This is a genomic window from Mycobacterium sp., from assembly GCF_032159565.1.
Classification (GTDB): Bacteria; Actinomycetota; Actinomycetes; order Mycobacteriales; family Mycobacteriaceae; genus Mycobacterium.
In genome coordinates, this window is sequence record NZ_JAVHWR010000089.1 from 24,921 (window position 1) to 50,307 (window position 25,387).

Annotated in this window: 24 protein-coding genes; 9 read left to right on the forward strand and 15 right to left on the reverse strand. The window is 66.7% G+C overall.

The features are described from left to right. The first annotated feature begins 128 nt into the window (after nucleotides 1–128). The gene (locus QOC76_RS11225; RefSeq protein ID WP_526356910.1) at nucleotides 129–266 is read left to right on the forward strand and encodes a hypothetical protein; all 138 of its coding nucleotides are present in this window, start codon (nucleotides 129–131) and stop codon (nucleotides 264–266) included. After that, nucleotides 263–904, forward strand: coding sequence for a TetR/AcrR family transcriptional regulator (locus QOC76_RS11230; RefSeq protein ID WP_526356911.1), 642 nt, complete (start codon nucleotides 263–265; stop codon nucleotides 902–904). The genes QOC76_RS11225 and QOC76_RS11230 overlap by 4 nt, the downstream gene beginning before the upstream one ends. On the opposite strand, the gene QOC76_RS11235 is transcribed toward QOC76_RS11230, so the two are convergent. The 3 genes from QOC76_RS11235 to QOC76_RS11245 form a co-directional block, all read right to left on the reverse strand. Beyond that, the gene (locus QOC76_RS11235; protein WP_526356912.1) at nucleotides 901–1,422 is read right to left on the reverse strand and encodes a dihydrofolate reductase family protein; all 522 of its coding nucleotides are present in this window, start codon (nucleotides 1,420–1,422) and stop codon (nucleotides 901–903) included. The genes QOC76_RS11230 and QOC76_RS11235 overlap by 4 nt on opposite strands. Before the next feature lie 78 nt (nucleotides 1,423–1,500). Continuing rightward, nucleotides 1,501–1,836 (reverse strand): DUF8129 domain-containing protein, encoded by a 336-nt coding sequence (locus QOC76_RS11240; protein WP_526356913.1) that lies wholly within the window; start codon nucleotides 1,834–1,836, stop codon nucleotides 1,501–1,503. Nucleotides 1,837–1,873: 37 nt separating this feature from the next. Continuing rightward, complete coding sequence (locus QOC76_RS11245) at nucleotides 1,874–2,653, reverse strand: enoyl-CoA hydratase/isomerase family protein (protein WP_526356914.1); 780 nt, start codon at nucleotides 2,651–2,653, stop codon at nucleotides 1,874–1,876. Between the two features lie 90 nt (nucleotides 2,654–2,743). Between QOC76_RS11245 and QOC76_RS11250 the strand changes: the two genes are divergently transcribed. The 3 genes from QOC76_RS11250 to QOC76_RS11260 are packed head-to-tail and all read left to right on the forward strand — an operon-like array spanning nucleotide 2,744 to nucleotide 6,424. Next, on the forward strand, nucleotides 2,744–3,553 hold the full coding sequence (locus tag QOC76_RS11250) for a lysophospholipid acyltransferase family protein (RefSeq protein WP_526356915.1): 810 nt from the start codon (nucleotides 2,744–2,746) through the stop codon (nucleotides 3,551–3,553). A 5-nt stretch (nucleotides 3,554–3,558) separates the two neighbouring features. Continuing rightward, entirely contained in the window at nucleotides 3,559–5,193 is a 1,635-nt protein-coding gene (gene fadD12, locus QOC76_RS11255; protein ID WP_526356916.1) for an acyl-CoA ligase FadD12, read from the forward strand. Further along, nucleotides 5,186–6,424: an alpha/beta hydrolase gene (locus tag QOC76_RS11260; RefSeq protein WP_526356917.1), complete on the forward strand. Its 1,239-nt coding sequence runs from the start codon at nucleotides 5,186–5,188 to the stop codon at nucleotides 6,422–6,424. The genes fadD12 and QOC76_RS11260 overlap by 8 nt, the downstream gene beginning before the upstream one ends. Here QOC76_RS11260 and QOC76_RS11265 read toward each other — a convergent pair whose 3' ends face one another. Both QOC76_RS11265 and QOC76_RS11270 read right to left on the reverse strand, forming a co-directional pair. After that, the gene (locus QOC76_RS11265; protein WP_526356918.1) at nucleotides 6,425–7,840 is read right to left on the reverse strand and encodes a WS/DGAT/MGAT family O-acyltransferase; all 1,416 of its coding nucleotides are present in this window, start codon (nucleotides 7,838–7,840) and stop codon (nucleotides 6,425–6,427) included. Between the two features lie 25 nt (nucleotides 7,841–7,865). Beyond that, nucleotides 7,866–9,089, reverse strand: a complete 1,224-nt coding sequence (locus QOC76_RS11270; RefSeq protein WP_526356919.1) for an alpha/beta hydrolase — start codon at nucleotides 9,087–9,089, stop codon at nucleotides 7,866–7,868. A 163-nt stretch (nucleotides 9,090–9,252) separates the two neighbouring features. On the opposite strand from QOC76_RS11270, the gene QOC76_RS11275 reads away from it, so the two are divergent. After that, nucleotides 9,253–11,421, forward strand: a complete 2,169-nt coding sequence (locus tag QOC76_RS11275; protein WP_526356920.1) for an acyl-CoA dehydrogenase family protein — start codon at nucleotides 9,253–9,255, stop codon at nucleotides 11,419–11,421. A 120-nt stretch (nucleotides 11,422–11,541) separates the two neighbouring features. On the opposite strand, the gene QOC76_RS11280 is transcribed toward QOC76_RS11275, so the two are convergent. Together QOC76_RS11280 and QOC76_RS11285 are read right to left on the reverse strand one after the other, a co-directional pair. Then, entirely contained in the window at nucleotides 11,542–12,612 is a 1,071-nt protein-coding gene (locus QOC76_RS11280; RefSeq protein WP_526356921.1) for an aldo/keto reductase, read from the reverse strand. Between the two features lie 13 nt (nucleotides 12,613–12,625). Further along, nucleotides 12,626–13,072, reverse strand: a complete 447-nt coding sequence (locus QOC76_RS11285) for a hypothetical protein (RefSeq protein ID WP_526356941.1) — start codon at nucleotides 13,070–13,072, stop codon at nucleotides 12,626–12,628. A 183-nt stretch (nucleotides 13,073–13,255) separates the two neighbouring features. Between QOC76_RS11285 and QOC76_RS11290 the strand changes: the two genes are divergently transcribed. Continuing rightward, on the forward strand, nucleotides 13,256–14,062 hold the full coding sequence (locus QOC76_RS11290) for an IclR family transcriptional regulator (RefSeq protein WP_526356922.1): 807 nt from the start codon (nucleotides 13,256–13,258) through the stop codon (nucleotides 14,060–14,062). On the opposite strand, the gene QOC76_RS11295 is transcribed toward QOC76_RS11290, so the two are convergent. The 8 genes from QOC76_RS11295 to QOC76_RS11330 all read right to left on the reverse strand — a co-directional run bounded on the left by QOC76_RS11295 (nucleotide 14,044) and on the right by QOC76_RS11330 (nucleotide 23,727). Further along, complete coding sequence (locus QOC76_RS11295) at nucleotides 14,044–15,093, reverse strand: MFS transporter (protein WP_526356923.1); 1,050 nt, start codon at nucleotides 15,091–15,093, stop codon at nucleotides 14,044–14,046. The two genes, QOC76_RS11290 and QOC76_RS11295, sit on opposite strands and share 19 nt — an antisense overlap. Nucleotides 15,094–15,109: 16 nt before the next feature. After that, nucleotides 15,110–15,502 (reverse strand): VOC family protein, encoded by a 393-nt coding sequence (locus QOC76_RS11300; protein WP_526356924.1) that lies wholly within the window; start codon nucleotides 15,500–15,502, stop codon nucleotides 15,110–15,112. Between the two features lie 161 nt (nucleotides 15,503–15,663). Beyond that, nucleotides 15,664–16,281: an HdeD family acid-resistance protein gene (locus QOC76_RS11305; RefSeq protein ID WP_526356925.1), complete on the reverse strand. Its 618-nt coding sequence runs from the start codon at nucleotides 16,279–16,281 to the stop codon at nucleotides 15,664–15,666. A 133-nt stretch (nucleotides 16,282–16,414) separates the two neighbouring features. Then, nucleotides 16,415–17,335, reverse strand: a complete 921-nt coding sequence (locus QOC76_RS11310) for a hotdog family protein (protein WP_526356942.1) — start codon at nucleotides 17,333–17,335, stop codon at nucleotides 16,415–16,417. 77 nt (nucleotides 17,336–17,412) lie between these two features. After that, nucleotides 17,413–18,975, reverse strand: a complete 1,563-nt coding sequence (gene fadD4, locus QOC76_RS11315) for a fatty-acid--CoA ligase FadD4 (RefSeq protein WP_526356926.1) — start codon at nucleotides 18,973–18,975, stop codon at nucleotides 17,413–17,415. 279 nt (nucleotides 18,976–19,254) lie between these two features. Next, a complete protein-coding gene (locus QOC76_RS11320) occupies nucleotides 19,255–21,084 on the reverse strand; it encodes a phosphoenolpyruvate carboxykinase (GTP) (RefSeq protein ID WP_526356927.1) in 1,830 nt (609 codons plus the stop codon). A 166-nt stretch (nucleotides 21,085–21,250) separates the two neighbouring features. Next, nucleotides 21,251–22,702, reverse strand: coding sequence for a hypothetical protein (locus tag QOC76_RS11325; protein ID WP_526356928.1), 1,452 nt, complete (start codon nucleotides 22,700–22,702; stop codon nucleotides 21,251–21,253). Next, the gene (locus QOC76_RS11330) at nucleotides 22,699–23,727 is read right to left on the reverse strand and encodes a hypothetical protein (protein ID WP_526356929.1); all 1,029 of its coding nucleotides are present in this window, start codon (nucleotides 23,725–23,727) and stop codon (nucleotides 22,699–22,701) included. Before QOC76_RS11330 ends, QOC76_RS11325 begins: the two co-directional genes overlap by 4 nt. Before the next feature lie 157 nt (nucleotides 23,728–23,884). Here QOC76_RS11330 and trmB point away from each other — a divergent pair, with 157 nt between their 5' ends. Next, a complete protein-coding gene (trmB, locus tag QOC76_RS11335; RefSeq protein WP_526356930.1) occupies nucleotides 23,885–24,697 on the forward strand; it encodes a tRNA (guanosine(46)-N7)-methyltransferase TrmB in 813 nt (270 codons plus the stop codon). A 2-nt stretch (nucleotides 24,698–24,699) separates the two neighbouring features. Further along, nucleotides 24,700–25,368 carry an NYN domain-containing protein gene (locus QOC76_RS11340; RefSeq protein ID WP_526356931.1) on the forward strand — a complete coding sequence of 223 codons (669 nt, stop codon included), beginning with the start codon at nucleotides 24,700–24,702 and terminating at the stop codon, nucleotides 25,366–25,368. The last annotated feature ends 19 nt before the right edge of the window (nucleotides 25,369–25,387 follow it).

Below are 25,387 nucleotides of genomic sequence, written 5' to 3' on the forward strand. Positions count from 1 at the left end.
ACCTGCTGTTTATCGCCATGGTTCGCGGAAACAGGCGGGTGGGAATTGATCTTGTCGTTGATCAGTTCTATGCTGGCTGTCTTAATTCGGAGTCGGCAACGGCGCCGCTCGTCCGTAGGAGGCACACGATGTGGGTCATCGAGATCAACTTCGCCGGCCATCAGTTCACACATCTCGTGCACGACCGTCGTCGACCGCTGTTCCGCTTCGCCACCCGCGGCATGGGATGGCGCCCGCCGCAACTTCGCAACCAGCACGCGGCATGACGGCGCGCCAGACCGTGCCGGCGACCAAGACGCGAACCAAGCGGGGTTCGACCCGAACCAACATGCTGATCAGTGCCGCCGAAGTTCTGCGCGAGCGCGGCGCGGCAGGCGTGACGATCGACGAGGTGCTCGCCCGTAGCGGCGCCCCCCGCGGTTCGGTGTACTACCACTTCCCCGAGGGCAGGAACCAGATCCTGACCGAAGCCCTGCGGTGGGCCGGCGACACGATCGCCGACAGCATCGACTCCGCCGCGGAACGCGGCGCCCTTCCGCTGGTGCGCGGCTTCAGCGAATTCTGGGAGCGCACCCTTCGGGAAAGCGACTTCGGTGCGGGCTGTCCGGTCGTCGCCGCTGCGATCGGCTGCTCGGAAGCCGAGCCGCAACTGACCGCCATCGCGAGCGACATATTCGGCCGCTGGCGAGACGCGCTCACCCGCGCGTTCATCGCCGACGACTTCGACGCCGCGGAGGCCGAGTCACTTGCGGTAACCTGCATCGCGTCGCTGGAGGGCGCCGTGGTGTTGTGCCGCTCTATCCGCAACGCCGAGCCATTGCGCCAGGTCGCATGCCAGATGGAATTCCTCATCAAGTCACGAGAATTCGTCCGTCGTAACGGACTGCCGACCGGCGACCGCTAGGCCTTCCGCCACCTGGCGCAGATGAAGTCGCCGTTCATGCCGGACTCCACCAACGTCCATTCCGTGTGTACGGGCATCAGTCGTCCGCCGCTGCCCAGCGTGCACGGCGCGTAGCTGACGATCATCTCGTCGATCAGGCCGGCGCGCGCGAACTGCGCGGCCACATCGCCGCCGCCGACCACCCAGATGTCCTGATAGCCCGCTGCCCGCAACAGCAGTGGCTGCAGTTCGGTCACGTCTCCCTGGAAGGCCCGCACCGGATCACCGGCCCGAATGATATTGGGCCGGTGGGTCATTACCCAAGTGGGCTGCTTGTACTGCCAGTCATCGGGGTCATTGGCCACGATCCACTCGTATGTCGTGGCACCCATCACCAGCGCGCCGACGGAATCGCTGAACGCGCGGTACCCGAACGGACCGTCGACATCGATGTCGCGGGATATCAACCACTCCAAGCTGTCTCGGTCGTCGACGATGTACCCGTCGATGCTCGACGCCGTGTAGTAGATGGTCGCCATGTCAGTTGCCTCTCATCGGGTCGAGCGGCATGTGCGCGGCCACCCTCGGCCATGTCACCAGACGCAACAGTTCGGCGGCTAGGGCTTGCCGCGCGACGGCGTCTGCGACGCGACGCCGTGCCGCAGCGGAGTGCCCGGCTCGGCGGCCGTCGCCTCCTGCACAGGCGAACCGGCGGGCGTCGGAGTCACCCCGGGAGCGTTCGACTGGTCGCCGCCTGACGGCTCGGCGCCGTCGTGCAGTTCCTTGAGCCGCGCGTGCAGGATTTCCAGCACCGGTATGCGATTGCCGTGTTCGGTCTCGTGGTCGAACAGCCGCCGCAACGGGCCTTCCTCCAGCGAGCGGACCCGGTGCCGCAGGTCGGGCAGGGAGAGTTGGTCGTAGTCCGGAATGGGCAGTTCGTCGCTGTGAGCCATGCCTACCGGTTGCCCACCGCTGCCCCGCGGAAAACGGTCAGCTGCCCGTCCACTTCGGCGGCCGCTTCTCGGCGAAGGCCACCGCGCCCTCCCTGGCGTCGTTGGACGTGAAGACCGGCGCCAGGATCTTGTTCTGCTTCGTCCACATCTCGTCGGGGCTCCAACCGCGCGCCTCGACGATGATGCGCTTGGTCGCGGCCACCGCGAGCGGCCCGTTGCTGCTGATCCGCTCGGCCAGCCCGATCGCCGCCTCCAGCGCAGAACCCGGCTCGGCCAACAGGTTCACCAGCCCGAGCTCGTGAGCGCGCTCCGCCGGGAGGTTCTCACCGGTCAGCGCCAGCTCCATCGCGACCGCGTACGGGATACGCTGCGGCAGCCGCAGCAACCCGCCGCCGCCGGCGACCAGGCCACGCTTGACCTCAGGGATGCCGAACGCCGAGTCCCTCGAAGCCACGATCAGGTCGGTGGCCAGCGCCAGCTCCGTCCCGCCGGCAAGGGCGTAGCCCTCGACCGCCGCGATGAGCGGCTTTGCGGGCGGGCGTTCGGTGAACCCCATCCCGCGGCCCTCGACGACGACGTTCTCGCCGCGCGCGAACGCCTTGAGGTCCATGCCGGCGCAGAACGAACCACCCGCGCCGGTGAGGATGCCCACCGAGAGGCCGTCCTCGCCGTCCAGCCGGTCCATTGCGTCGGCGAGCCCCCTGCTGACCGCGGCGTTCACCGCGTTGCGGGCCTTGGGGCGGTTGATGGTGATGATCAGGATGCGGTCGCGCTGTTCGACCAGCACGGGGCTTTCGCCGTTGGCTTCTTCGCTCACGTCGGTGATGCTAGCGACCAGAGTTTGGCGCGCTACGCCGACTGGGTACTATGAAAACTAGAACACGTTCTAATTCACCGAGGGAGCCCCATGGCCACCACCGATATCGAGCCGTCGGAACTCACCAAGTGGGATCCGGGCCTGACCGCGCGCGTGATGGGGTTGACCCGGCCATTCCTGAAGCGCTACTTCCGCTCGGAGGTGCGCGGGCTGGAGAACATGCCGGCCGGCGGCGCGCTGCTGGTGTCCAATCACTCCGGCGGCATGCTGCCGATGGACGTGCCGATCCTCTCGGCTCACTACTACGAGCAGCACGGCTACGACCGGCCGCTGTACACGCTGAGCCACGACCTGCTGATGATGGGCCCGACCGGTGAGTTCTTCCAGAAGATCGGTTACATCAGCGCCAACCACGAGAATGCCGACGAGGCGCTGCGGTCCGGCGGCCTCGTGGTCGTGTTTCCGGGCGGCGACTACGACGTGTACCGCCCGACGCTGTCGGAGAACAAGATCGACTTCGGCGGCCGCACCGGCTACATCAAGGCCGCGCTCAACGCCGGGGTGCCGATCGTGCCCACCATCGGGATCGGCGGCCAGGAGACGCAGCTGTACCTGTCCCGCGGTACCTGGCTGGCCAAGCGGCTCGGACCGATCGCCCGGCTGGCGCGCGCCAAGATCGTGCCGATCTCCTTCGGTTTCCCGTTCGGCCTGAGCCTGGTGGTCCCGCCGAACATCCCGCTGCCCACCAAGATCGTGATGCAGGTACTGCCGCCCATCGACATCGTCGCCGAGTTCGGTGAGAACCCCGACATCGACGAGGTCGACGCCCACGTCCGCCACGTCATGCAGCGGGCGCTGGACGAGCTGGCCACCGAACGCCGTCTGCCGATCCTGGGCTGACGCTGATGGCGCTCCTGGACAGACTCAACGACACGCTGGGCCTGGTCGCCACCATGCGGCGGGCGGGCATGATCGCGCCGCTCCGGCCCGACAAGTACGTGAAGATCGCCGCGGCGATGCGTCGCGAAAACATCTCGGCGGTATCGGGTTTCGCCTCCGCCGCGCAACGCTGCCCCGACCGGCCCGGCCTCGTCGACGAGCTCGGCACGCTGACCTGGCGCGAGATCGACGAGCGGTGTGACGCCTTCGCGGCCGCCCTGCAGGCGCTGCCCGGCGGGCAGCCGCGGGTCATCGGCATCATGTGCCGCAACCATCGCGGCTTCATCGAGGCGGTCGTCGCGGCCAACCGCATCGGCACCGACCTGCTGCTGCTGAACACCTCGTTCGCCGGGCCCGCCCTTGCCGAGGTGGTCGCTCGTGAAGGCGCCGATGCCGTCGTCTACGACGAGGAGTTCACCGAGATCGTCGGGCGTGCGCTCGCCGACGCGCCGGACGCCACCCGAATCGTGGCCTGGACCGACGACCCGTCCGCGCTCGGTGACACGCCGACCGTCGAGAAGATGATCGCCGCGCATGCCGGCCGGGAACCGAAGCGTGCCGCGCAGAAGCCGCGGACGATTCTGCTGACGTCGGGCACCACCGGTACGCCCAAGGGTGCCAAACTCACCGGCGGCGACCCCGGTGCGCTCAAGGCGATCCTGGACCGCACCCCCTGGCACACCGAGGAAGCCATCGTCATCGCAGCACCGATGTTCCACGCGTGGGGCTTCTCGCAGATGATCTTCGCCGCGACGATGGCGTGCACGATCCTCACCCGGCGCAAGTTCGATCCGGAGGCGACGTTGGAGTTGGTCGACCGCCACCGCGCGACCGGGCTCGCCGTGGTGCCGGTGATGTTCGACCGGATTATGGAACTGCCGGACGGGGTACGCAGCCGCTACAGCGGACGGTCGCTGCGGTTCGCCGCCGCATCGGGGTCGCGGATGCGGCCGGATGTGGTGACAGCCTTCATGGACCAGTTCGGTGACGTCATCTACAACAACTACAACGCAACGGAGGCCGGATTGATCGCGTCGGCCACGCCCGAAGACCTGCGGGCCGCTCCCGACACCGCGGGCAAGCCGGCTCCCGGCACGGAGATCCGGGTGCTGGACAAGGACTTCCGCGAGGTGCCGACCGGTGAGGTCGGCCAGATCTTCTGCCGCAGCGGCACGCTGTTCGACGGGTACACCACGGGCAAGACCAAGGATTTCCACGACGACTTCATGGCCTCGGGCGACATGGGCTACGTCGACGCCAACGGCAGGCTGTTCGTCGTCGGCCGCGACGACGAGATGATCGTCTCCGGCGGCGAGAACGTCTACCCCATCGAGGTTGAGAAGACCCTGGCGTCGCACGCCGACGTGGCCGAGGCCGCCGTCATCGGGGTGGACGACGAACAGTACGGCCAGCGGCTGGCAGCGTTCGTCGTCCTCAACGACGGCGCGGGCGCGACGCCGGACAGCCTGAAGCAGCTCGTGCGCGAGAGCCTGGCGAATTACAAAGTGCCGCGGCAGATCACGGTGCTCGACGAGCTCCCACGCAGCATCACCGGCAAGATCGTGCGCAAAGACCTCCACGCACTGGTCGACAATGGGTAGGCGCAGACCCCTGCTCCGCGCGGGCCTGGAACTGGCCAACGCCGCAAACGGAGTCCGCCCGTTCGGCCGTGACGGCTATCCCACCATCCCGGCGTTCTTCCTGGGCTGGCCGACGAGCGAGATGGCGCCCCTGTACATGGCGGGCTCGATGCTCGGCGCAGGCTTGCGATGGTTGCGTGGCGACTATAAGACCAGCGGCGGCCGGATCTCCTTGTTGCTCAAGGTAATCACCTGGGGTCTGCTGTATCTCATCCATCGCCGCAATGTGGCATCGGAGCCGTACTTCGACGGGCCGCTGCGAGAGACCCTCGGCGACGACTACGAAGCCGTCGCCGAGCAGTCGCAACCGATCGGGCGCCGACGCCTTACCCGTATATTCCCGAACGAATTACTGCGTCGCCGGTACGTGGAGAAGGCCGACGTCGTCCGCTACGGTCCGCACCCGCGCGTCAACTACGCCGACGTCTGGCGCCGACGTGACCTGCCGCGAGATGGCAAGGCGCCGGTGCTGCTTCAGGTGCCGGGCGGGGCGTGGTCGATAGGTATGCGTCGACCGCAGGCCTATCCCATGCTGAGCCATTTCGCCGAACGCGGGTGGGTCTGCGTGTCGATCGACTACCGAGTCAGTCCGGTGCACACGTGGCCGGACCACATCGTCGACGTCAAGCGCGCGCTGGCCTGGATCAAGGAGCACATCGCCGAGTACGGCGGCGACCCTGACTTCGTCGCGATCACCGGCGGCTCGGCCGGCGGCCATTTGTGCGCGCTGGCTGCCCTGACGCCCGACGACCCGCAGTATCAGCCCGGCTTCGAAGACGCCGATACGTCTGTCGCCGCGGCCGTTCCGATCTACGGGCGGTATGACTGGTTCACCACCAAGGGAGCCGGCCGCTGGGAGTTCGTGCTGATACTGCTGCAGAGACTGGTCGTCAAGAAGCGCTTGACGAAGCACCTGCAGATCTACCGGGATGCGTCGCCGATCACCCGGGTGCGCGCCGATGCCCCGCCGTTCTTCGTGCTGCACGGCGTTGACGACTCGCTGATTCCGGTGCCCGAGGCGCGCGCATTCGTGGCCGCGATGCGAGACGTCTCGAAGGAGGCCGTCGTTTACTCCGAGATCCCGCACGCACAGCACGCGTTCGACTTCTTCGGCTCGCCGCGCGGTTACTACACCGCGCACGCGGTCGAGAAGTTCCTATCGTGGGTGCACGCGCGGCGGGACGAGAAGTAGTTAGGGCGCCATCGCCTTCTCGATCACCGTCAGCTCCTCGGAAAGCCCTGCGGCGCGGCGGATTTCGACGAAGGCCTCGATCATTGCGCCGGTCAGCTCGTGCGGGTCTGACAGCGTGGCGCCGTCGGACAGCACGGAGATGTTCAGCTGGTCGACGTAGCTCCACACCGTGATGTTCAGCCCGCTGCCGGTCGTCAGTGGACCGACCGAGTAGATCTCGGTCACGAGTGCGCCGCCGACCCTGCCGGGCTCACGCGGTCCCGGCACGTTCGAGATCGGCAAGTTGAGCACCTTGTTTTGGCCGTCCTTCTCCGCGAGCCAGCGGAATAGCGCCTCCGCCGGAGCCGGCGGGAAATACGAGGCCCATCGGCTCACCAGCTCGGGCCCCATCAGATGGTGGGTCTCCTTGGCGTCGACCGCGGCGTCATGCACGGCCTGCACCCGCTCCAGCGGATCGTCGAGCTCGACTGGTACAACCATCATCACACCGCTGAAGTAGTTGCCCGAGACGCGATCTCGCGAAAAGTCGAAACTCACCGGGACGGAGGCCAGCAACGGATGGTCGGCCCGACCGTCGTACTTCAGGCACAGCCCGCGTAGCGCCCCGGCCGAGATCGCGAGCACCATGTCGTTGATCGTGACGCCGAGGTGCTTGGCCGTTTCCTTCACATCCGCCAGAGCCAGAGTCGCGGTTGCGAATTTGCGGTCCGCATCGACCTTGTGGTTCATGAAGGTCGGTGGCGGGGTGAACGGACGGGTGAGCTCGGCTGAGAACTTCTTGGAGCTCTTGCGCACGCGTGCCAGACCCTGGGCGGTGTACCGCATCACGCCAGGTAGCCTGCCGATGTGCCGCGCGTGGTCAGCGAACGCCGAGCGCACCAGCTCGCCCTTGCTTGGGGCGGGGTCATTTGCATAGTGCCGTTCCGGCGGCGGCCCCTCCCGGAGGTCCATTCCGCGCGCCAGCAGATTGGCCGACGCGACACCGTCGGCCAGCGCATGGTGAATCTTGCCCAGCACCGCGATGCGGCCGTTGGCCAGACCCTCGATGAAGTACATCTCCCACAGCGGCTTGCTGCGGTCCAGCGCGGTGCTGGCGATCCGACCGACCGCCTCGTCCAGCTGGCGGCGGCCGCCGGGGCTGTCGACACGGTACGGCCGGACGTGGTAGTCGAGGTCGACCTCGCAGTTCTCCCGCCACATCGGGTGGTGCAGCTTGAGCGGAATATCGACAAGCTGATAGCAGAACGGCTCGAGCTTGGGCAGGCGGCCGCGGATGACCTCACGGAACTCCTCGATGCCGAATTTTCGGCCCTTCAGATCGCCGATCTCGATGACCGCCAACTTGAGTGTGTGCATGTGCACGGTGGGCGTCTCGGAGTACAGAAGTACCGCGTCCCACCCGCTGAGCCTCTTCACCGCTGATACCTCCTACCGGAGGCGTCTATATAACCTCTTTGGCCTTCATCAGTGAACGGTTTCGGTGAATATGGTTGAGGAACAAGCCGATTGCCGTAGCCACCGAACCAGTGCGGGCGCCGTCGGTCATGTCGAACCCGTGGCCTGCACCCGGCAACTCGATGTAGCTCACCACCGAACGCGATACTGCGCGCAACCGCTCGACGAAGCTGCGCGCCTGAGCCACCGGGATGACCGAGTCGCCACTGCCGTGGATGACCAGGAACGGCGGGGCATCGGGATGGATCGCAGCGATCGGCGAGGCCTTCCGGAAGATCTCCGGGTGACGGTCGATCTTGCGCTTGACCACCACGCGCTCCAGGAAGTCGACGAAGCGGTCGCGCTCCGGGGTGGAACGGTCCTCCCAGTCGTAGCGGCCGTATATCCCGACGACGGCATCGACGGAGGTGTCAGAGCCCTCCGGGAGGTCAGCCTGCAACTCGGGATCGTTAGGCGTCAGACCGGCCAGCGCCGAGAGGTGGCCACCCGCCGAACAACCCGCTATCGCGACGAAATTACGGTCGCCGCCGAAGCGGTCGACGTTGGCGCGCGCCCACGCGATCGCGGTCTTCACGTCGGTGATGTGTGCGGGCCAGCGATGGTGCGGCGCCACCCGGTAGTTCACCGACAGACATACCCAGCCCAGCTGGGCGAGATGCGACATCAGCGCATAGCCCTGCAGTTGTCGTCCGCCATGGATCCATGCGCCGCCGGGCACGAAGATCATCACCGGTGCCGGCTCGACGGGCAATTCCCTGACGCGCCACACATCCAGCAACTGCGACGGGTGATCGCCGTAGCGAACCGAGGCGCGGTGCAGGCTGCGGCGGTGCTGCCGCATCTTCAACACCGGCGCGTACCGCTCCGGCACCGGCCAGTCGAAGGTCAGGTCGGCGGCGGACACGGTGCCCCGCAGCGCGGCATCGATCACGGCGTTGGTCGACTCGAGGTCTCGGTTGCGACTGTCCGTCTGGTCGGAGATATCCCGCGGCCGTGCGCTCTTTGAGAAGAGATCCGGTACGTGCTTGTATCCCCAGATGCCCATCGCGGTCGCAGCACCAAGGGGCTCAAGGCGTTTCCCGATAATGGGCAGTGACGCAGATGCGACACTCATCGCCAGCAGATAATCGGTGGGCCCTGCGCGGAAAAACCAGCGGGCGCGTTTCCGTAAAGCGGGCGCGGAGAACCGGCCGTCCGGCCTGACCGTCATTGCCAGAATGTACCCCGCAACGCGTCGGCGAAACGACAACTTTCGAGGGTTGTCTACTTATCGCACGTTGTAAGCCTAAATGTGATCCACATCACAAACACCGACCTGCCAGAATGCAGGTTAACTGCCTCTAGACACCCGTCAACGGCAAAGGACTTCCAACGTGAGCAAGTCAGCGCTAGCCATCACCGACGAACATCAAGACCTGGCCGACGCCGCGAACGGCCAATTGGCGAGACTGTCGGCCAGGGCCCGCGCACGCGCCACGCTCGAGGGTGGGTCGTCCCATCCCGACAACATATGGAAGGCGGCGGCAGAACTGGGCTGGCTGGGGCTCGCCGTCGCCGAGGAGCACGGCGGTTCCGGTTTCGGCCTGGCGGAGTTGGCGGTGGTGCTGGAGGCCCAAGGCCGGGAGTTGAGCCCCGGCCCGTTTCTGCCGACAGTGGCGGCCGCTGTCACGATCGACCGCTGTGCATCCGATTCACTTCGCGCCGAACTGCTTCCGGGCCTGACCGACGGGACGACGGTCGGGGCGCTCGGTCTGTCCGGCAGCGTGGTCGTCGGCTCGGATCTCGACGTCACCGGGGAGATCCCGTCGGTCCTCGGTGCGCCCGACGCCGACGTGCTCGTGCTTGTCGCCGGCGACGATGTGGTGGCCGTCGATGCCGCGGCCGACGGCGTCACGGTCAGTGCGCTGGAAGCCCTCGACACCTCCCGCAGTGTCGGCTCGGTCGCACTGCGCGGCGTCAACGTCACCGAGGACAGGGTGATGCGCGGCGCCGCGCGGCGGGCCCGCACGGTGTTTCGTATCCTGGCGTCGGCGGAGGCGGTCGGCGTGGCCTGGGCCACCCTGGAGATGGCGGTGGAGTACGCCAAGGTCCGTGAGCAGTTCGGCAGAACCATCGGCACCTTCCAAGCCGTGAAGCACCACGCCGCCAACATGCTCGTCGATGCGGAACAGACCACCGCAGCCGTCTGGGATGCGGCCCGCGCCGAGGATCTGGACAGCGCATGGTTCCCTGCCGCGGTGGCGGCGTCACACGCTATCAGGGCGCAGGTTTTCAACGCGCAGAACAACATTCAGTTGCATGGTGGCATCGGTTTCACCTGGGAACACGATGCCCATCTTTACCTTCGCCGCGCCCGCACCCTGGCGGCGCTGATCGGCGACGGCGCCGACCCATTGCTCGATGTCGTGGACGGCAGGCGCACCGGCCAGGCCCACGGCGCCTCGTTCACGCTGCCCGCCGAGGCTGACGACTACCGCCGTCAGGCCGCCGAGGCCGTGGAGCAGGTGCGGTCGCTGCCCGAGGACAAGCAGCGCGACTTCCTCGTCGACTCCGGATATCTGGTGCCGCACTGGCCAACTCCATGGGGTCGCGCGGCCGACGTGCTCGAGCAGTTGGTCATCGAGGAGGAGTTCGCCGACGTCGAGCGGGCGGATATGGGCATCACCGGTTGGGTGGCGCTGACCATCGCGCAGGCCGGCACCGACGACCAGCGGGAGCGCTGGGTCGAACCCGTGCTGCGCGGGCAGGTGATGTGGTGCCAGCTGTTCTCCGAACCGGGTGCGGGCTCCGACGCCGCGGCCGTGCGCACGGCCGCCAAGAAGGTCGACGGCGGCTGGAAGGTCACCGGGCAGAAGGTGTGGACCAGCCTTGCACAGCACTGTCAGTGGGGTCTGGCGACGGTCCGCACCGACCCCGACGCACCCAAGCATGCCGGTGTCACCATGATGGCGATCGACATGAAAGCGCCTGGCGTGACGGTCAATCCACTGCGCGGGATCACCGGTGACGCTCACTTCAACGAGGTGTTCTTCGACGACGTCTTCGTTCCGGACGAGGACGTGGTCGGCGATGTGAACAAGGGCTGGCTGGTGGCCAGGGCCACGCTGGGCAACGAGCGCATCTCTATCGGTGGAGGTTCCGGCGGTCAAGTCGGCTTCGATGCGGACGACCTTGTCAAGCTGCTCGACAGTGCGCCCGCCGACGTGGCCGCCCAGCATGTGCGGCGGGCCGGCGAGGTGATCGCCGAGTTGCACACGCTGCGCCTGCTGAACCTGCGCCGCGCCAGTCGTGCCATCGCGGGTGCCGAGCCCGGACCCGAGGGCAACGTCACCAAGCTGCTTGTGGCCGAATCCGGCCAGCACTTAACCGAATTGGGTATCGCGCTGGCAGGCTCGGCAGCCGTCGTCGGCGCCAACCAGAAGCTGATCCGCAGCTACCTGGGCGGCAGGGCGATGACGATCGCGGGCGGCACGTCGGAGATCACCCGCAACACCATCGCCGAGCGCATCCTCGGCCTCCCGCGCGACCCGCTGCTAAAATAGCTCTTCCCGTCTCCGCGAGTGTGCGTGTCTGCCCGCGACACGCCGCGTCAGAACCGCACTCCACGCACGGTCGGCGGACGCGAGCGTGCATGGAGTGAGGCATAGGGTCGCGTGTCGGCGTCAGCTGCGCGGGATCTGCGCCGGCGCGAGGACGTCGGCGTCGCCCCCGAGCGGAGCGGTGGCCTGCGAGGCTAGCTGCTCGTACGGCGCACCCATCTCGATGCGGCTGACGTGATCGAGCCGTCGGTACTGCTCGTCGCTCAGCCGGACGTCGAGAGAGACGAGATACGACTCGACTTGTTCGACGGTCCTCGGGCCGATGATGGGCACCACCCCGGTCGAGGACTCCCGCGCCCGTTCTAGCAGCCACGCGACCGCGACCTGCGCTGCGGGAACACCGATTTCGCCGGCCACCTCGAGCACCGCGTCGACCGTCGCACGCTTGACGGGCTCCTCCTCGCTGTGCAGGAGCCGGTCCCAATCGGTGAGCCTGCCCTCCGAACTGGCCCGGTATTTCCCGGACAACAACCCGCCGCCGAGCGGCGACCACAGCGCAGCACCAAGGCCGAGGGACTCCGCCATCGGAAGGTTCTCCCGATCGGCGCTCCGCTCGACGAGGCTGTACTCCAACTGGACGCCGGAGATCGGGATCGCTCCGCGCAGGTCCGCCAGTGTCGCGGCCCGCGCCGTCATCCACGCCGGAAAATTCGAGAGCCCTGCGTAGAGGATCTTGCCTGCCGTGGCAAGGTCGTCGAGCCCGCGCACGATCTCGTCGAGCGGAGTCACGAAATCGGGGAAGTGCACCCACAGCAGATCGATGTAGTCGGTGCCGAGGCGGCGCAGACTGCCTTCGACGGATCGGAACATCGCCCGGCGCCCGTTGCCGGTTTGCAGGACGCCCGTGCCGTCGGGGCCTCCGATCGCGAACTTCGTCGCGACCGTGAAGTCGTCGCGTCTGCCGTCGAGCAAGCGGCCCAAATTCTCCTCGGCTTCCCCGACCTGATAACTCGCGGCGGTATCGATGAACGTGCCGCCCGCGCCTGCGAACGTGTCGAAGATCCGTGGGACGTCCTCCGGCGTGGCGCCGTAGCCCCACCGGGTGCCGAAGGTGCCCGCGCCGAGCGCGAGGGCGGAGACCCGCAGACCGTTGTTGCGGCCGAAGGTGAAATGTCGCATGCGTCGGTCAACCACGCCGCCGCTGAGTTTATTCGGGGATACTCAGATTGAGCGGCGTCCGGATATCGGGGAGCTCAAGCAGGCGCCAGCACGTCGCCGCGATCTGGCTCGCGCGTGGCATGCCGAGAACCGGGGCGGCCAGCCCGACGAACTTGGCCTCGAGCTGTTCGTCGGTCATGGGGTTGTCTGGGGTGCCGAGATTGTGGTCGACGTGGCGTTCGAGCGTTCGGCCGTCGCGCGGCGTCACCACGACCCGTGCGGAGTCCTTGCGCTGCGCGGCATCGGTATGGACGTGGATCCGCTGTCGCAGCGCGGCCAGTGCGGGACCCGCGACGCGTTCGTCGGTGAACTGGTCGAGCAGCGCCGCTCCGTCGGCGAGCGCGACCGCGAGCACGTGGTAGATGCTGAGCTTGCCCTGCAGACCCGTGCGCGGGTCGGCCAGCCCGGTCGTCGCGGTGGTCGCGGCGGCACCGATGTGCCCGACCGCGCACGGCTGCTATACAGACCTCTTCGTGGATCCCAGTTCTTCAAAATGGAAATCTTCTCTGGCTATAGGAAAGCTAGGACCCAATGTGATCATGTGTCAAGCGTCACTTTCAAAGGTGATCTGGAGTGCGGAGTTGGCAAACACCTGGACAAATGACGGTAGGCTTCTTCTATGCAGAAGTCACGACCGGAGAGCGAAACCGGACCGGCCTATCCAATAGCGTCGGTCAACAACGCGCTTCTTCTGCTTCTGCTGTTCCGCGAACAGCCGAGGGTGCGGCTGACCGACGCCTGCAAATACCTGGGCGTCGCCCACTCGACGGCACATCGACTCCTCGCGATGCTGTCCCACCACGGCTTCGTGCAGCAGGAGCCGGTCACCCGCGCCTACATCGCAGGCCCCGCACTGGTGGAGGTGGGCCTTGCCGTCGTCGGTTCGCTGAACGTCCGGGAGCAGGCCCGCCCGATGATGGAGGCGCTCGCCGCCGAGACTGGTGAGACGGTCCACCTCGGCGTGCTGGAGGGCGACCAGGTCCGCTACGTCGACGCGGTGGAGTCGGAGCGGGCCCTTCGGGTCGTGGCCCGAACAGGGACCCTGGTGCCCGCGCACTGCACGTCGTTGGGCAAGGCGCTGCTGAGCCAGCTGACCGATCAACAGGTCGCCGAGCTGTACCCGACGTCGGCCGAGCCGTTCTCCGCCCGTACCGACAAGTCGATCACCACCCAGGCGAAATTGCTGAAGGAGGTCTCGCGCGCCAGGTCCCGTGGTTATGCGGTGAATGCGGGTGAGACGGAGGACGACGTGGGCTCGGTGGCAGTGGCGTTCCGGGACTTCGCCGGCCGACCGGCCGCCATCGCAGTGGCCGCGCCGACGAGTCGTCTTACCACGCCACGCATTTCGCATATCGGCGACCTGATGATCCAGACGATTGCCCGTGCGCCCGAATCCCCCATGATCGCTCAGGTTCCCGGGAATTGAGCACCACTGCGCGCGCTCAGCGCGCCCGCGCCCGCTGTCGTCAGCATGACCAACGCCCAGTAGCGCGAAGGCCGCCTCGACGCCGAACCACTGCGACGCCACGCCAGTCGCCGCGAGGATGAACGTCTGTCCGACGCGGTTGGTCGCGACGCCCATGCCAAGGCGGGGCCGCGGCTGGTGTCGTCCACCAGGGCGACGACCCAATCCATCGTGGTGGTTTGCGTCAGCCCGATGGCGAATCCGAGTACCGACATCGCAAGCATCATCGGCATCAGGTTGCGGCTCAGCCCGACGGAGGCGCCGAGCAACGGCACATAGACGAGGAGAAGGTCGTTGGCGCCCTTCGCCGAGAAGCTCGTCATCAACGCTGCGGGCATCCCCCTGCGGCGCAACAGGCCCCACACCCGTTCCGGCTTGCCGGTGCGCACGGTCGACTTCTGCATCGTGGTGCGCATCGAGATCGCGGCGACGGGCAGTCCACCGACGAACACCCAGGCCGCGACCTGGAGCGCCGACGACGTCGGCGACAGGCTGGGATCGTCACTGTGTCCGATGATGACGCCACCGAGAACCGGCCCGACGATTTGACCGAGCGCGGAAACCGTTGTCAGAGTATCGAATCGGCTGATGCGGGCGAGCGAACTCTGCGCTTGGGCCATGATGCTCTGGCCGCCGATCGTCGCCGACATGTGGCCGATGCCGAGCGCGGTGGTGGCGAGCGCGAACGCGGGGATGGCCTCGACGACGACGAGCGAGAAGGCTCCCACCGCGGCGACGACGAAGCCGAGCACGATCAATATCGCCGGGTGATGGCGCTCTGACCATCTGCCGAAGCTGACTCCGAGCAGCATCGGCGGTACCGCGAAGCACGCCGCCGTCAGGCCGAGGGTGGTCCCGTCGGCACCGAGCGCCAGCAGCCGGTAGGTCGATACCGGCCGCGCCAGTGTGACCGCCACCTGCAACAGGAAGATGCTGGCGACGGTGCCGACGAGCCAGAGCGGCGGAAGCGAACGTTCTTTGAGGTTGACCACGGCCCGGCCGTGGCGATCAGAACTTCCAGCCACGCTCCGGCGTGGCCACGTCGACCTCTACACCGTCAGGGTCACGGAACTTGAAGAACCGCGGCGGGTCTGCCTGCTCGGCGCCGTAGACCTCGATGCCGCGTTCCTTCAGTGCGGTGACCACCGCGCCGGTGTCCTCGATCGTCACACCGATGTGGTGGGGACCCATTGCCCCGTAGGTCCACTCGGAGCGTTGGATGTCCGGATTCGGTTGCAGCAGCGAGTAGTTGACCTCGCCGTCGCTGAGATCCAGCGCCTTTCCGGGGTAGTGGCCGGGGGTGCGGGCCTCTCCGAGGCGCTTGAAGCCCAGCACGTTCTCGGAGAACTCTGCCGTCTGCTCGAGGTCCTGAACGACGATTCCGAGGTGTCGGATGCGCACTACTTTCTCCCTCTTCGTCTGAAGCGTTGAGATCTTCCGTAAAGTAGAAACCGTTTCTGCAAATCAGACTGCAGGCTCGCAAGGGGGCGCGCGTCAATCGGCACGCACAGAAATCACCGCCGCCGAATGCAGTGCTCGGCGGCGGTGAGGTAAGAGAAGCGCTACGCGGCCCTTGGCATGCCCGCCTTCACCGGTATCTTGGCGCTGCTGTGTCGAGTTCTGAACGCCGACACGATCTCGAACAGACCGAGGGCAACAAGGAACGCACCCGTCACGATGGCGAGCGTGACAATCGACGTGAATGGCACCAGCAGCAGGATGATGCCGGCCAGGATGGACATGATTCCGAAGAAGATATCCCAGCCACGCGCGCTCCTTTCGGCACCGCTGATCGCCGCGACAGTGGTCGCGACTCCTCTGATGATGAAGCTGATCCCGATGTAGACGGCGAACAGCAGAATCGCGAACGCCTCGCCGAAGTACCGAAACGTCAGCACCGCAAGGATCACCGACACCGCGCCGCTGATGAAGAGCAGTGCCCGACCGCCACCCGATAAATCGGATGCCATCGCGATGAACAGTTGTGCGCCGCCGACGACCAGCAGATACAGGCCAAACAGGACAGTGGCGACAAGGACTGTTTTGCCCGGCCACACCAGCATCAGCGCACCGAGGATGATCGCGATCACCCCGGACCCGAGCAACACTTTCCACTTGTGCGGCACGAGTTTCGAGGGATCGACGACCGGTATTTCCGGCTGCCCTACCGCAGAAGTCACAAGAACCTCCCCTAGTTGAAGTGATTGTCTCCGACAGCAGTCTTCTCGGCTGACGCGGCCACCGCGTGCGCCCGTCAGCACCAAAATCGCACTTCCGACTCGTCCCGGGGGGATGACTGGCTCAGGTGTCGCCCTAGAACTGCAGCGCCGTGAAGCGCCAGTCCAGTACTTGCCTGTCGTCGGCGCCCTCACCTGCCGCATAAACCAGTGACCGCAGCTTGAGCACACCGCCGCGGCGGTCGGGCAGTGGCACAGCGCCGTCGACATGCAACTCGCTGTAGAGGGTGTCGCCCTCATGCACCGGACCGGTGTGGTCGCACGACTCCCAGCCGAGCACGGTCGCGATATTGGGTAGAAGGCGAGTGGCCTGGGCGAAGGCCAGCCCGATAGTGTGGCCGCCGTAGACCAGACGCTGGCCGCCTGCACGTGAATCATGGTGTGTCGCTGCGATGTTCAAGGTGAGCCGGGCCAGTTCCGGTGCGCTGGTGACGACATCGGCGGTGCTGTGCAGCACGGCGCCTGCGATGCCGGAGTCGAAGTGGGTGCCCGGCACCCTGGTGCGGAAGGCGTCGGCGTCCCAGTCGGCGGTCGGATCGGTCGCCAATGCGGGTTCGGCGCCGATGGACGACATGTCGTCGGCGTGCCCGGTGTCGGCGGCGCCGTCGCGAAGCGGCAACATGGCACAGCGGTGGAAGTCGAGAACCAGCCGGCCGATCTGGTCGATCGTGGTCATCCGCAGCGCCGCGAGACCGGTGGGCCGCCGGCCCGGCTTGGCCGCGTTCTGCTTGAGCGCGACGACTTCGGTGCGGGTGAACAGCGTGTCACCGATTACGGGGAACCGGTGAAAGGACAGGCCCCGGTAGAACAGGTTGGCTTTCACCCGTTGTGTGGCCAGCGTGGTCTGCCCGATGGCGACGTCGCATACCAATTGCGGGTGAGCGAGCGCGGTGGTCGCTCCGGTGACCGCGATCGCGAGATCGGCGTCGAGAGCCAGCCGCAACCGGTCGCCGATGATCGACTGGTGCACCGCCGCGGCACCGGCCGTCAGCGTCATCGACGGTGCCCAGTCGAAGGCCTGGCCGACTTCGAGGTCGTCGAAGTAGGGTCCGCCAGGTTCGTAACCGCGTATCGTCACAGCTTGCCTTGCGAGTACTTCGCTATCAGCTCCTGCTTGTACAGCTTGCCGGTGTCGGTGCGAGGCAGCTGCGGCTCGAACGAGATCGACCGCGGACACTTGTAGTGCGACAGGCGGTCCCGCAGCCAGCCGAGGAGCTCAGCGGCGAACTCGTCGGTGGCGTCGGTGGAGTGCACCGTCTGCACCACGCCCTTGACGCTCTGCCCCATCTCGTCGTCGGGGATGCCGAAGACCGCGGCGTCCATCACCTTTGGATGGGTGACCAACATGTTCTCGGCCTCCTGCGGGTAGATGTTCACCCCGCCCGAGATGATCATGTGATGCCGCCTGTCGGTGAGGTAGAGGTAACCGTCCTCGTCGAGATACCCGATGTCGCCGACGGTCTTCCAGCCATGCTTGTCGCGTGACTTCGCCGTCTTCTCCGGGTCGTTGAGGTACTCGAAGTCGAAGCCGCCCTCGAAGTAGATCTCTCCGGCCTGGCCCGCGGGCAACTCGTTGCCGTCTTCGTCGAGGATGTGCAGCGGGGTCATCATCGATCTGCCGACCGAACCGGGATGGGCCAGCCATTCGTCGGCGGTGATCAGTGTCGAGCCGATCGCCTCGGAGGAGGCGTAGTACTCGTCGACGATCGGTCCCCACCAGTCGATCAGCTGCTTCTTGATCTCGACCGGGCAGGGCGCCGCCGCATGCATGACTCGCTTGAGGCTGGACAGATCGTACGAATCGCGCACGTCCTCAGGCAGTTTCAGCATGCGAGTGAACATCACCGGGACGAACTGGCCGTGCGTGACGCGGTGTCGCTGGATGGCGTCGAGGCAGCCTTCGGCGTCGAATTTATCCATCACCACCGTCGTGATGCCCGCACCCTGAATCGTCATCGACCACACCGAGGGCGCGGTGTGATAGAGCGGCGCGGGGCTGAGGTAGATGGCCTCGGGGTCGAGCCAGAAGCTCACCAGGCCCGACATCATGCCCGGCGCCTCGGCCGGCGGCACGTGCTGGAGTTCGCGCTTGATGCCCTTGGGGCGGCCCGTGGTGCCCGATGAGTACTGCAGCAGGTCGCCTTCGATCTCGTCATCGATGGGCGTATCCGGTTCGTCGGCAACGCATTCGGGGTAGGGATGCCAGCCGGCCAGGTCGCTGGAGGCGGATGTCGCCGACCTTTCGGCTCCGTCGGCGATGAGCAGCAACTCGGGCAGCCCGTTGGGTAGCTCCGCCTCAAGGCTTTCGAGCGTCTTTCGTGTCCCAGCCGAGCCGACGATCGCCTTGGCGCTGCTGTTGTCGACGATGTAGGCCGCCTCGGCCGCGGTCAGGTGGGTGTTGATCGGAACGTAGTAGAGCCCGCTGCGCCGTGCCGCCCACATCACGGCGTGGTAGTGCTCGTTGTTCTCCATCACGATCGCTATGGCGTCGCCCTCGCGAAGTCCATGCTCACGGAAGAAGTGTGCGAGCCGGTTGGCGCGGGCCTCCAGCTCGCCGAACGTCACCGTCATACCCGACGGATGCATGACGACGGCGGGCTTGAGGGGGTGCGCTTCTGCGTGCTCGCGGATCTGCATGGCTGCGACTTTACGACGCCCGAACTTGACAGGTGTCAAGAGGGCAGAAAACGCAGGTGGTCGCCACTGCGGACTTACGATGACAGGTCGGCGAGCGGGGGTGCATCTATGAGCGTGGTCGCGCCGTCGGGCGTGGTGACATCGGACATCGGCGAGCGCGCGCGGAGTGCCACATTTCCGCGGCGTGTCGTGTGCAAACACGCACGCTCGCGGTGCAAGGGTGCCCCAGCTCGCGGTGCAAGGTGCCCCCAGCTTGCGGTGCAAGGGGCTTGGGCCGGGCTAGTCGGCTTCGGCCAGGCGGTGCTTCAGTGCGTCGAACTCGTCCTTGATGCCGGTCGGCAGCTTCTCGCCGACGAACTCAAACCACTCCTCGATCAGCGGGAGTTCCTGGCGCCACTCGGCAGCGTTGACCGCCAGCGCCTCGTTGACGTCGGCGGCGTCGACATCAAGGCCAGACAGGTCCAGATCATCGGCGGTCGGCACGATGCCGATCGGCGTCGTCTTCCCGCCGGCCGTCTGTTCGATGCGGTCGACGATCCACTTCATCACGCGGCTGTTCTCGCCGAAGCCGGGCCACAGGAAACGGCCGTCGTCGCCGCGACGGAACCAGTTGACGAAGAAGATCTTCGGCATCTTCGACTCGTCGGCGTTCTTGCCGATGTCGATCCAGTGCGCGAAGTAGTCGCCGACGTTGTAGCCGAGGAACGGCAGCATCGCCATCGGATCACGCCGGACAGTGCCGACTTTGCCTTCGGCGGCAGCAGTCTGTTCCGAACCCAGCGTGGCGCCGATGAACACACCGTGCTGCCAGTCGCGAGCCTGAGTCACGAGCGGCACCGTGGTCTTGCGGCGGCCACCGAACAGGATCGCCGAGATGGGCACGCCCTGCGGGTCGTCCCACTCCGGGGCAAGCGTGGGGCACTGCGACATCGGTGTGCAGTAGCGCGAATTCGGATGGGCGGCCTTGCTTTCCGTCTCCCGCAGGTTCCAGTCGTTGCCCTTCCAGTCGATGAGGTGGTCGGGCTCGCCTTCCAGGCCTTCCCACCACACATCGTTGTCGTCGGTCAACGCGACATTGGTGAAGACGGTGTTACCGGCCTCGATGGTCTTCATCGCGTTCGGGTTCGACGACCAGTTGGTCCCCGGCGCGACACCGAAGAAGCCGAATTCGGGGTTGACCGCATACAGCCGGCCGTCCTTGCCGAACCGCATCCAGGCGATGTCGTCACCGACCGTCTCGGCACGCCAACCCGGGATGGTCGGCTGCAGCATCGCGAGGTTGGTCTTGCCGCAGGCCGACGGGAACGCCGCGACGACGTAGTACGACTTGTTCTCGGGCGAAATCAGCTTGAGGATCAGCATGTGCTCGGCGAGCCAGCCCTCGTCGTGGGCCATCGCCGAGGCGATACGAAGCGAGTAACACTTCTTGCCCAGCAGCGCGTTGCCGCCGTAGCCCGAGCCGTAGCTCCAGATCTCACGGGTCTCGGGGAAGTGGCTGATGTACTTGGTGTCGTTGCAGGGCCACGGCACGTCCTTCTGGCCTGGCTCCAGCGGGGCGCCGATCGAGTGCAACGCCTTCACGAAGAAGCCGTCGTCGCCCATCTTCTCCAGTGCGGCCTTGCCCATCCGGGTCATCGTCCGCATCGACACGACCACGTACTCCGAGTCGGTGATCTCGACGCCGAGCTTGGGATCCTCGGCGCCGAGCGGGCCCATGCAGAACGGCACCACATACATGGTGCGGCCGCGCATACAGCCGCGGTACAGATCGGTCATGATGCCGCGCATCTCGGCGGGGTCCATCCAATTGTTGGTGGGACCGGCGTCGATTTCGCGTTCCGAACAGATGAAGGTGCGCGATTCCACCCGCGCCACATCAGATGGGTCAGACAGCGCCAGGTACGAATTGGGCTTCTTCGTCTCGTCCAGCTTCTTGAAGGTGCCTGCCGCCTCCAGCTGCTCGCACAGCTGGGCGTTCTCCTCGTCTGAGCCGTCGGCGAACACCACCCGATCGGGCTGCGTGAGCTCCGCGACCTCCTGGACCCAGCCAAGAAGTCCTGCGTGTTTCGTCGGTGCGGTGTCCAGACCGGGAATGGTCGCTGAGGTCATCAAAATCTCCTGCGTAACGGTTTCCGCCAGGACGCGGTCGAAAGCGTCACTGGTGCTTATCACCCTCTTATAGAGGTTAACGCGGGTGACATACCCGTGGTTAACCGGATCTATGTCCGATCACTCACAGGAACGATTCAGAAAGCCCAGCTCGATCGCTATCGAGTCAGTCCTGCGGTCCGCCCGCCAACTGCGAGCGCACCGTCTCCAGAGCCTTCTGCAGTGGCGGCAGCCGCCGGTCCCGCAGCGCGGCGGCCCGTGCGGTCGCGATCGCGTGCTCTCGCAGTTCGGCATCGATCTCGTCGACCTGACCCGCGGCCGCCCCGGCGTCGGCTTCGTCGCGGTGGGCCACCTCGGCGGTCAGCGTGGCTTCGGCGGCAAGTACCCGGGTGGCGACCCGCTCCTCGACCGCGGACTGAACCGTGCCGGTCACCTCGGTGATCCAGCGGTCCAGCACCGACCGGTCGCTGAGCACTCCCCGCATGCCGACCACCCACACCGTCAGCAGCAGACCGACCACGCCGCCGGCCACCAGCCCGGCGATCGTCAGGCCGGGCGCAACGCCGGCGAACAGCCTGCTGATGCCCAGCGCGACGCCGAGGCCGAAGCCGGCACCGAGCACCATCATCAGCCGTGTTTCCAGGCGGCGGGACTTCAGCGGCGGCGGGGATACCGCGGGCGGCGTCGGTGGCGGGGGCGGCTCCGGCGCGGTCAGTTCGAGTTCGGTCGCGACGTCGCTGAGGTGCCGGGTGATACCGGCTTCGACCTCGCTGACCACCTCGCTGACGCGGGTGCCGACGTAGGCCTCGAACTCCGGCAACCGGCGACGGGTCATCGCCGACGCGTCCTCCTGCAGCTCCGAACGCACAGACGTGCAGCGGTTGCGGGCGAAGTACGCCAGTTGCACACGGGCCTGTTGGATCTGGCTGCGCAACGCGATGGTGCGCTCCGATTTGGACACCCTGCGATTGCGCAGCACCTCGTCCCGTCGCTCCCGAAGAGCCGTCACCCGTGCCTGCCGGTCGCCGCCCGCGCCGTCCTTGTCGTGACGCCAGATGACGGTCTGCAACCGGGACTCCCACGCCCGCAACCTGTTTCGCCTTTTCACGTCCGCATCGTCGAGAGGTGACCGCAACAGCTCGACGATCTCCTCCACGTTCGGTTCGCCGAGATCGGGCGCCGCCGCCACACCCACCCACGGCACATCCCGATATCGCTCCGCATGCGCGGCGAGCCGGGACCGATCCTCGGCCAGCACGTCGCGCCAGTCGCGGTGTACATCGATCTTTGACACCGCACTGATCACCAGATCTGTGTGCTGAGCGGCGAGATCGACTAGGGCACAGTCGGATTCGGTGATCGGAGCTACCGCGGAGACGACGAACACAACCGCAGCGGGCGCGTCGGCCGACCTGATCTCCTCGGATTCGACGAACTCGACGTCGGGCAGCCGATCCCGCAATGCGGTGATCAAACCGGTCGCACCCGCCAACCACGGCCCGGTGACGAGCACGACGTCGCGGTGTTCCACACCCGGTGAGCTCAGCCCGGGATCCACCCCTGCCACCAGTGCATCCACCGCACCGATCGGATCGCCCGCCTGGTCGACGTCGGTCACCGCGGCCCCGTACGTCGCAGCAGCCGCAGCGAGCCGCGACAGATGTCGGCTCCGCAGTCGCGGTGAATGGGGTTGACAGGGCCACGGCTGTAGCGGTGCCAGTGCAGCGCGCGCCGGAGATGCGCCGATGGCTGGTCGTCGGCGTCGACCGTCAGGCCCTCCGCCTGCACCAGCTCGACGGCGGCGGCCATCGCGGCGAGGACGGCGTCGTCGCCGGACAGGAACTTCGTTACGGCCGGCGTGCCGCGCGCCGCCATCGTGCGCAGTTCGACCAGCGCCGAGCGCACCCGCCGATAGCGCACCTCCGCGCCCGTCGCGGCGATCCGTGCCACCACAGGGTCGATGCGGCTGAGCCGGCGCAGCACGACGGGTAGCGCCGCGCCATCCGTGCCCTGCCGCAGCGCCAACACGCAATGCGCGATGCCGAAGAGGTCGAGGGTGTCCAGCAGTCGCGCCCGCACGCCGCGGGCCAGGCTGTGCCCGGCTGACAGAAATTTGTCGGTCGAGGTCAGGTCGGCCGGCTCGGCCGTCAACGTGTGCAGCGCGGCGACGAGTTCGTCGTCCATTGCCGCGACAGCCAGCAGTCCGACCATCGACACGGTCGGCACGCCGGTCAGCGCCCGGATCTCGGCGGCCCGCCGGTCGGCCACCGCGATCGGTCCCCCGGCACCGAAACCGGCCAGATCCGCCTTGTTGAGCACCAGCAGCGTCGGACGCCCGCGCAGCATCGCGTGGTCCTCCGGCTTGAGCGCCTCGGCGACGACCAGCACGTCCACGTCTGCCGTGGCGTCGTCTGCGACGGTGATCCCCGCACCTACGAGCGCGATTTCCACGGTCCCCCGACCCACGCCGTCACGCCCGCGAACCGCAACCCTGAGCGGGCCTTGAACCTCGTCGATGAGCGCGATTATCCGCGGATCACCGGTTTGTTCAGCGAACCGTGCCAGTTCGTTGGTGAAAATCTGGTGGCCTTCCCTGACTGCCGTCTCGCGCACGTGTCTGCCCCCCACCGCAAATGGTGGCATCTCCGTGGGTACACCGCGAGCGGATCTTTCGGGCAGCGGCGCGCACCGAGATCGACGAAATGGCGATCGCTTCTCGCACTTTCTCGCCCGAACGTGAGTTTGGGCGTAATGAGAATAGGCAACTGTTGGGTATCAATCTGCGCCTCGATGCGGGCCGATGGGTGATGATGCGGGACCATGGACAGATGCATGCGCGCTGGGGTACCGGCACGCCATCGTCTCAGAGGTGGCGATGACCCGACCCGCTTCGCATCTCCATCCCCGGGTCACCGCCTACCGGTCGCGGCGATCCTCCGTTTCCTCCGGCCAACAGCAGACGTGGGACCGGCTCTGGCCCGAGCTCGGTACGCAGGCGCGGACGCCTGAAGGCCCGGCCGGACGGCTCGACACCCAGACGTGGTTCGGCAGGTCCGCACCCGTGGTGCTGGAGATCGGCAGCGGCACCGGCACGTCGACGCTGGCTATGGCCACCGCCGAGCCGGATGTCGATGTCATCGCAGTCGAGGTGTACCGGCGCGGGCTGGCCCAGTTGCTCAGCGCGATCGACCGGGAAGGCATCGCCAACATTCGGCTGGTCCGGGGTGACGGTATCGACGTGTTGCAGCACATGTTCGGCCCCGAGTCGCTCACCGGCGTGCGGGTGTTCTTCCCTGACCCGTGGCCCAAAGCACGCCATCACAAGCGCCGGCTTCTGCAACCCGACACGATCGCCCTGATCGCCGACCGGCTGCGCCCGGGCGGTGTCCTGCACGCTGCCACCGACCACCCGGGTTACGCCGAGCAGATCGCCGAATGCGGCGACGCGGAGCCCCGGCTTCGGCGCGTTTCCGCGCACGTGAGGAGCGAAAATGGTTCCGCGGACGCGCAGGATGCCCTTCCCATCTCGGTGACCCGACCTCTCACCAAGTACGAGACGAAGGCGCAGGACGCCGGCAGCGCGGTCGCCGAACTGGTCTGGGAGAAACGCTAGACATGAGCATCGCCGAAGAAGTCGTGGAGGCGCCGCAGCTGACGCCCAGCACCTCGCGCGTCCTGCTGGTCTGGGACGCGCCCAACCTCGACATGGGCCTCGGCTCCATCCTCGGCGGCCGTCCGACCGCCGCACACCGGCCCCGCTTCGACGCTCTGGGCCGTTGGCTGCTCAGCCGCACCGCCGAGCTGGCCGCAGGCCAAGACGGCGCGTCCGTAGAGCCGGAGGCCACCGTCTTCACCAACATCGCCTCAGGTAGTGCCGACGTTGTCAGGCCATGGGTCGAAGCACTGCGTAACGTGGGTTTCGCGGTCTTCGCCAAACCCAAGATCGACGAGGACAGCGACGTCGACGTCGACATGCTCAACCACATCGCCCTGCGCCGCAGCGAGGGGCTGGCCGGGCTGCTGGTGGCGTCGGCCGACGGACAAGCGTTCCGTCAGCCGCTGGAGGACATCGCCCGTGCAGGTATCCCTGTTCAGGTGCTCGGATTTCGCGAACATGCGAGCTGGGCGCTAGCCTCGGATACTTTGGAGTTTGTCGACCTGGAGGACATCCCCGGTGTCTTCCGGGAGCCACTGCCGCGAATCGGCCTAGATTCGCTGCCCGAGCAGGGGGCTTGGCTGCAGCCATTCCGGCCGCTGTCCTCGCTACTGACGTCGCGTGTGTGAACAATTGAACTGCGCGCGG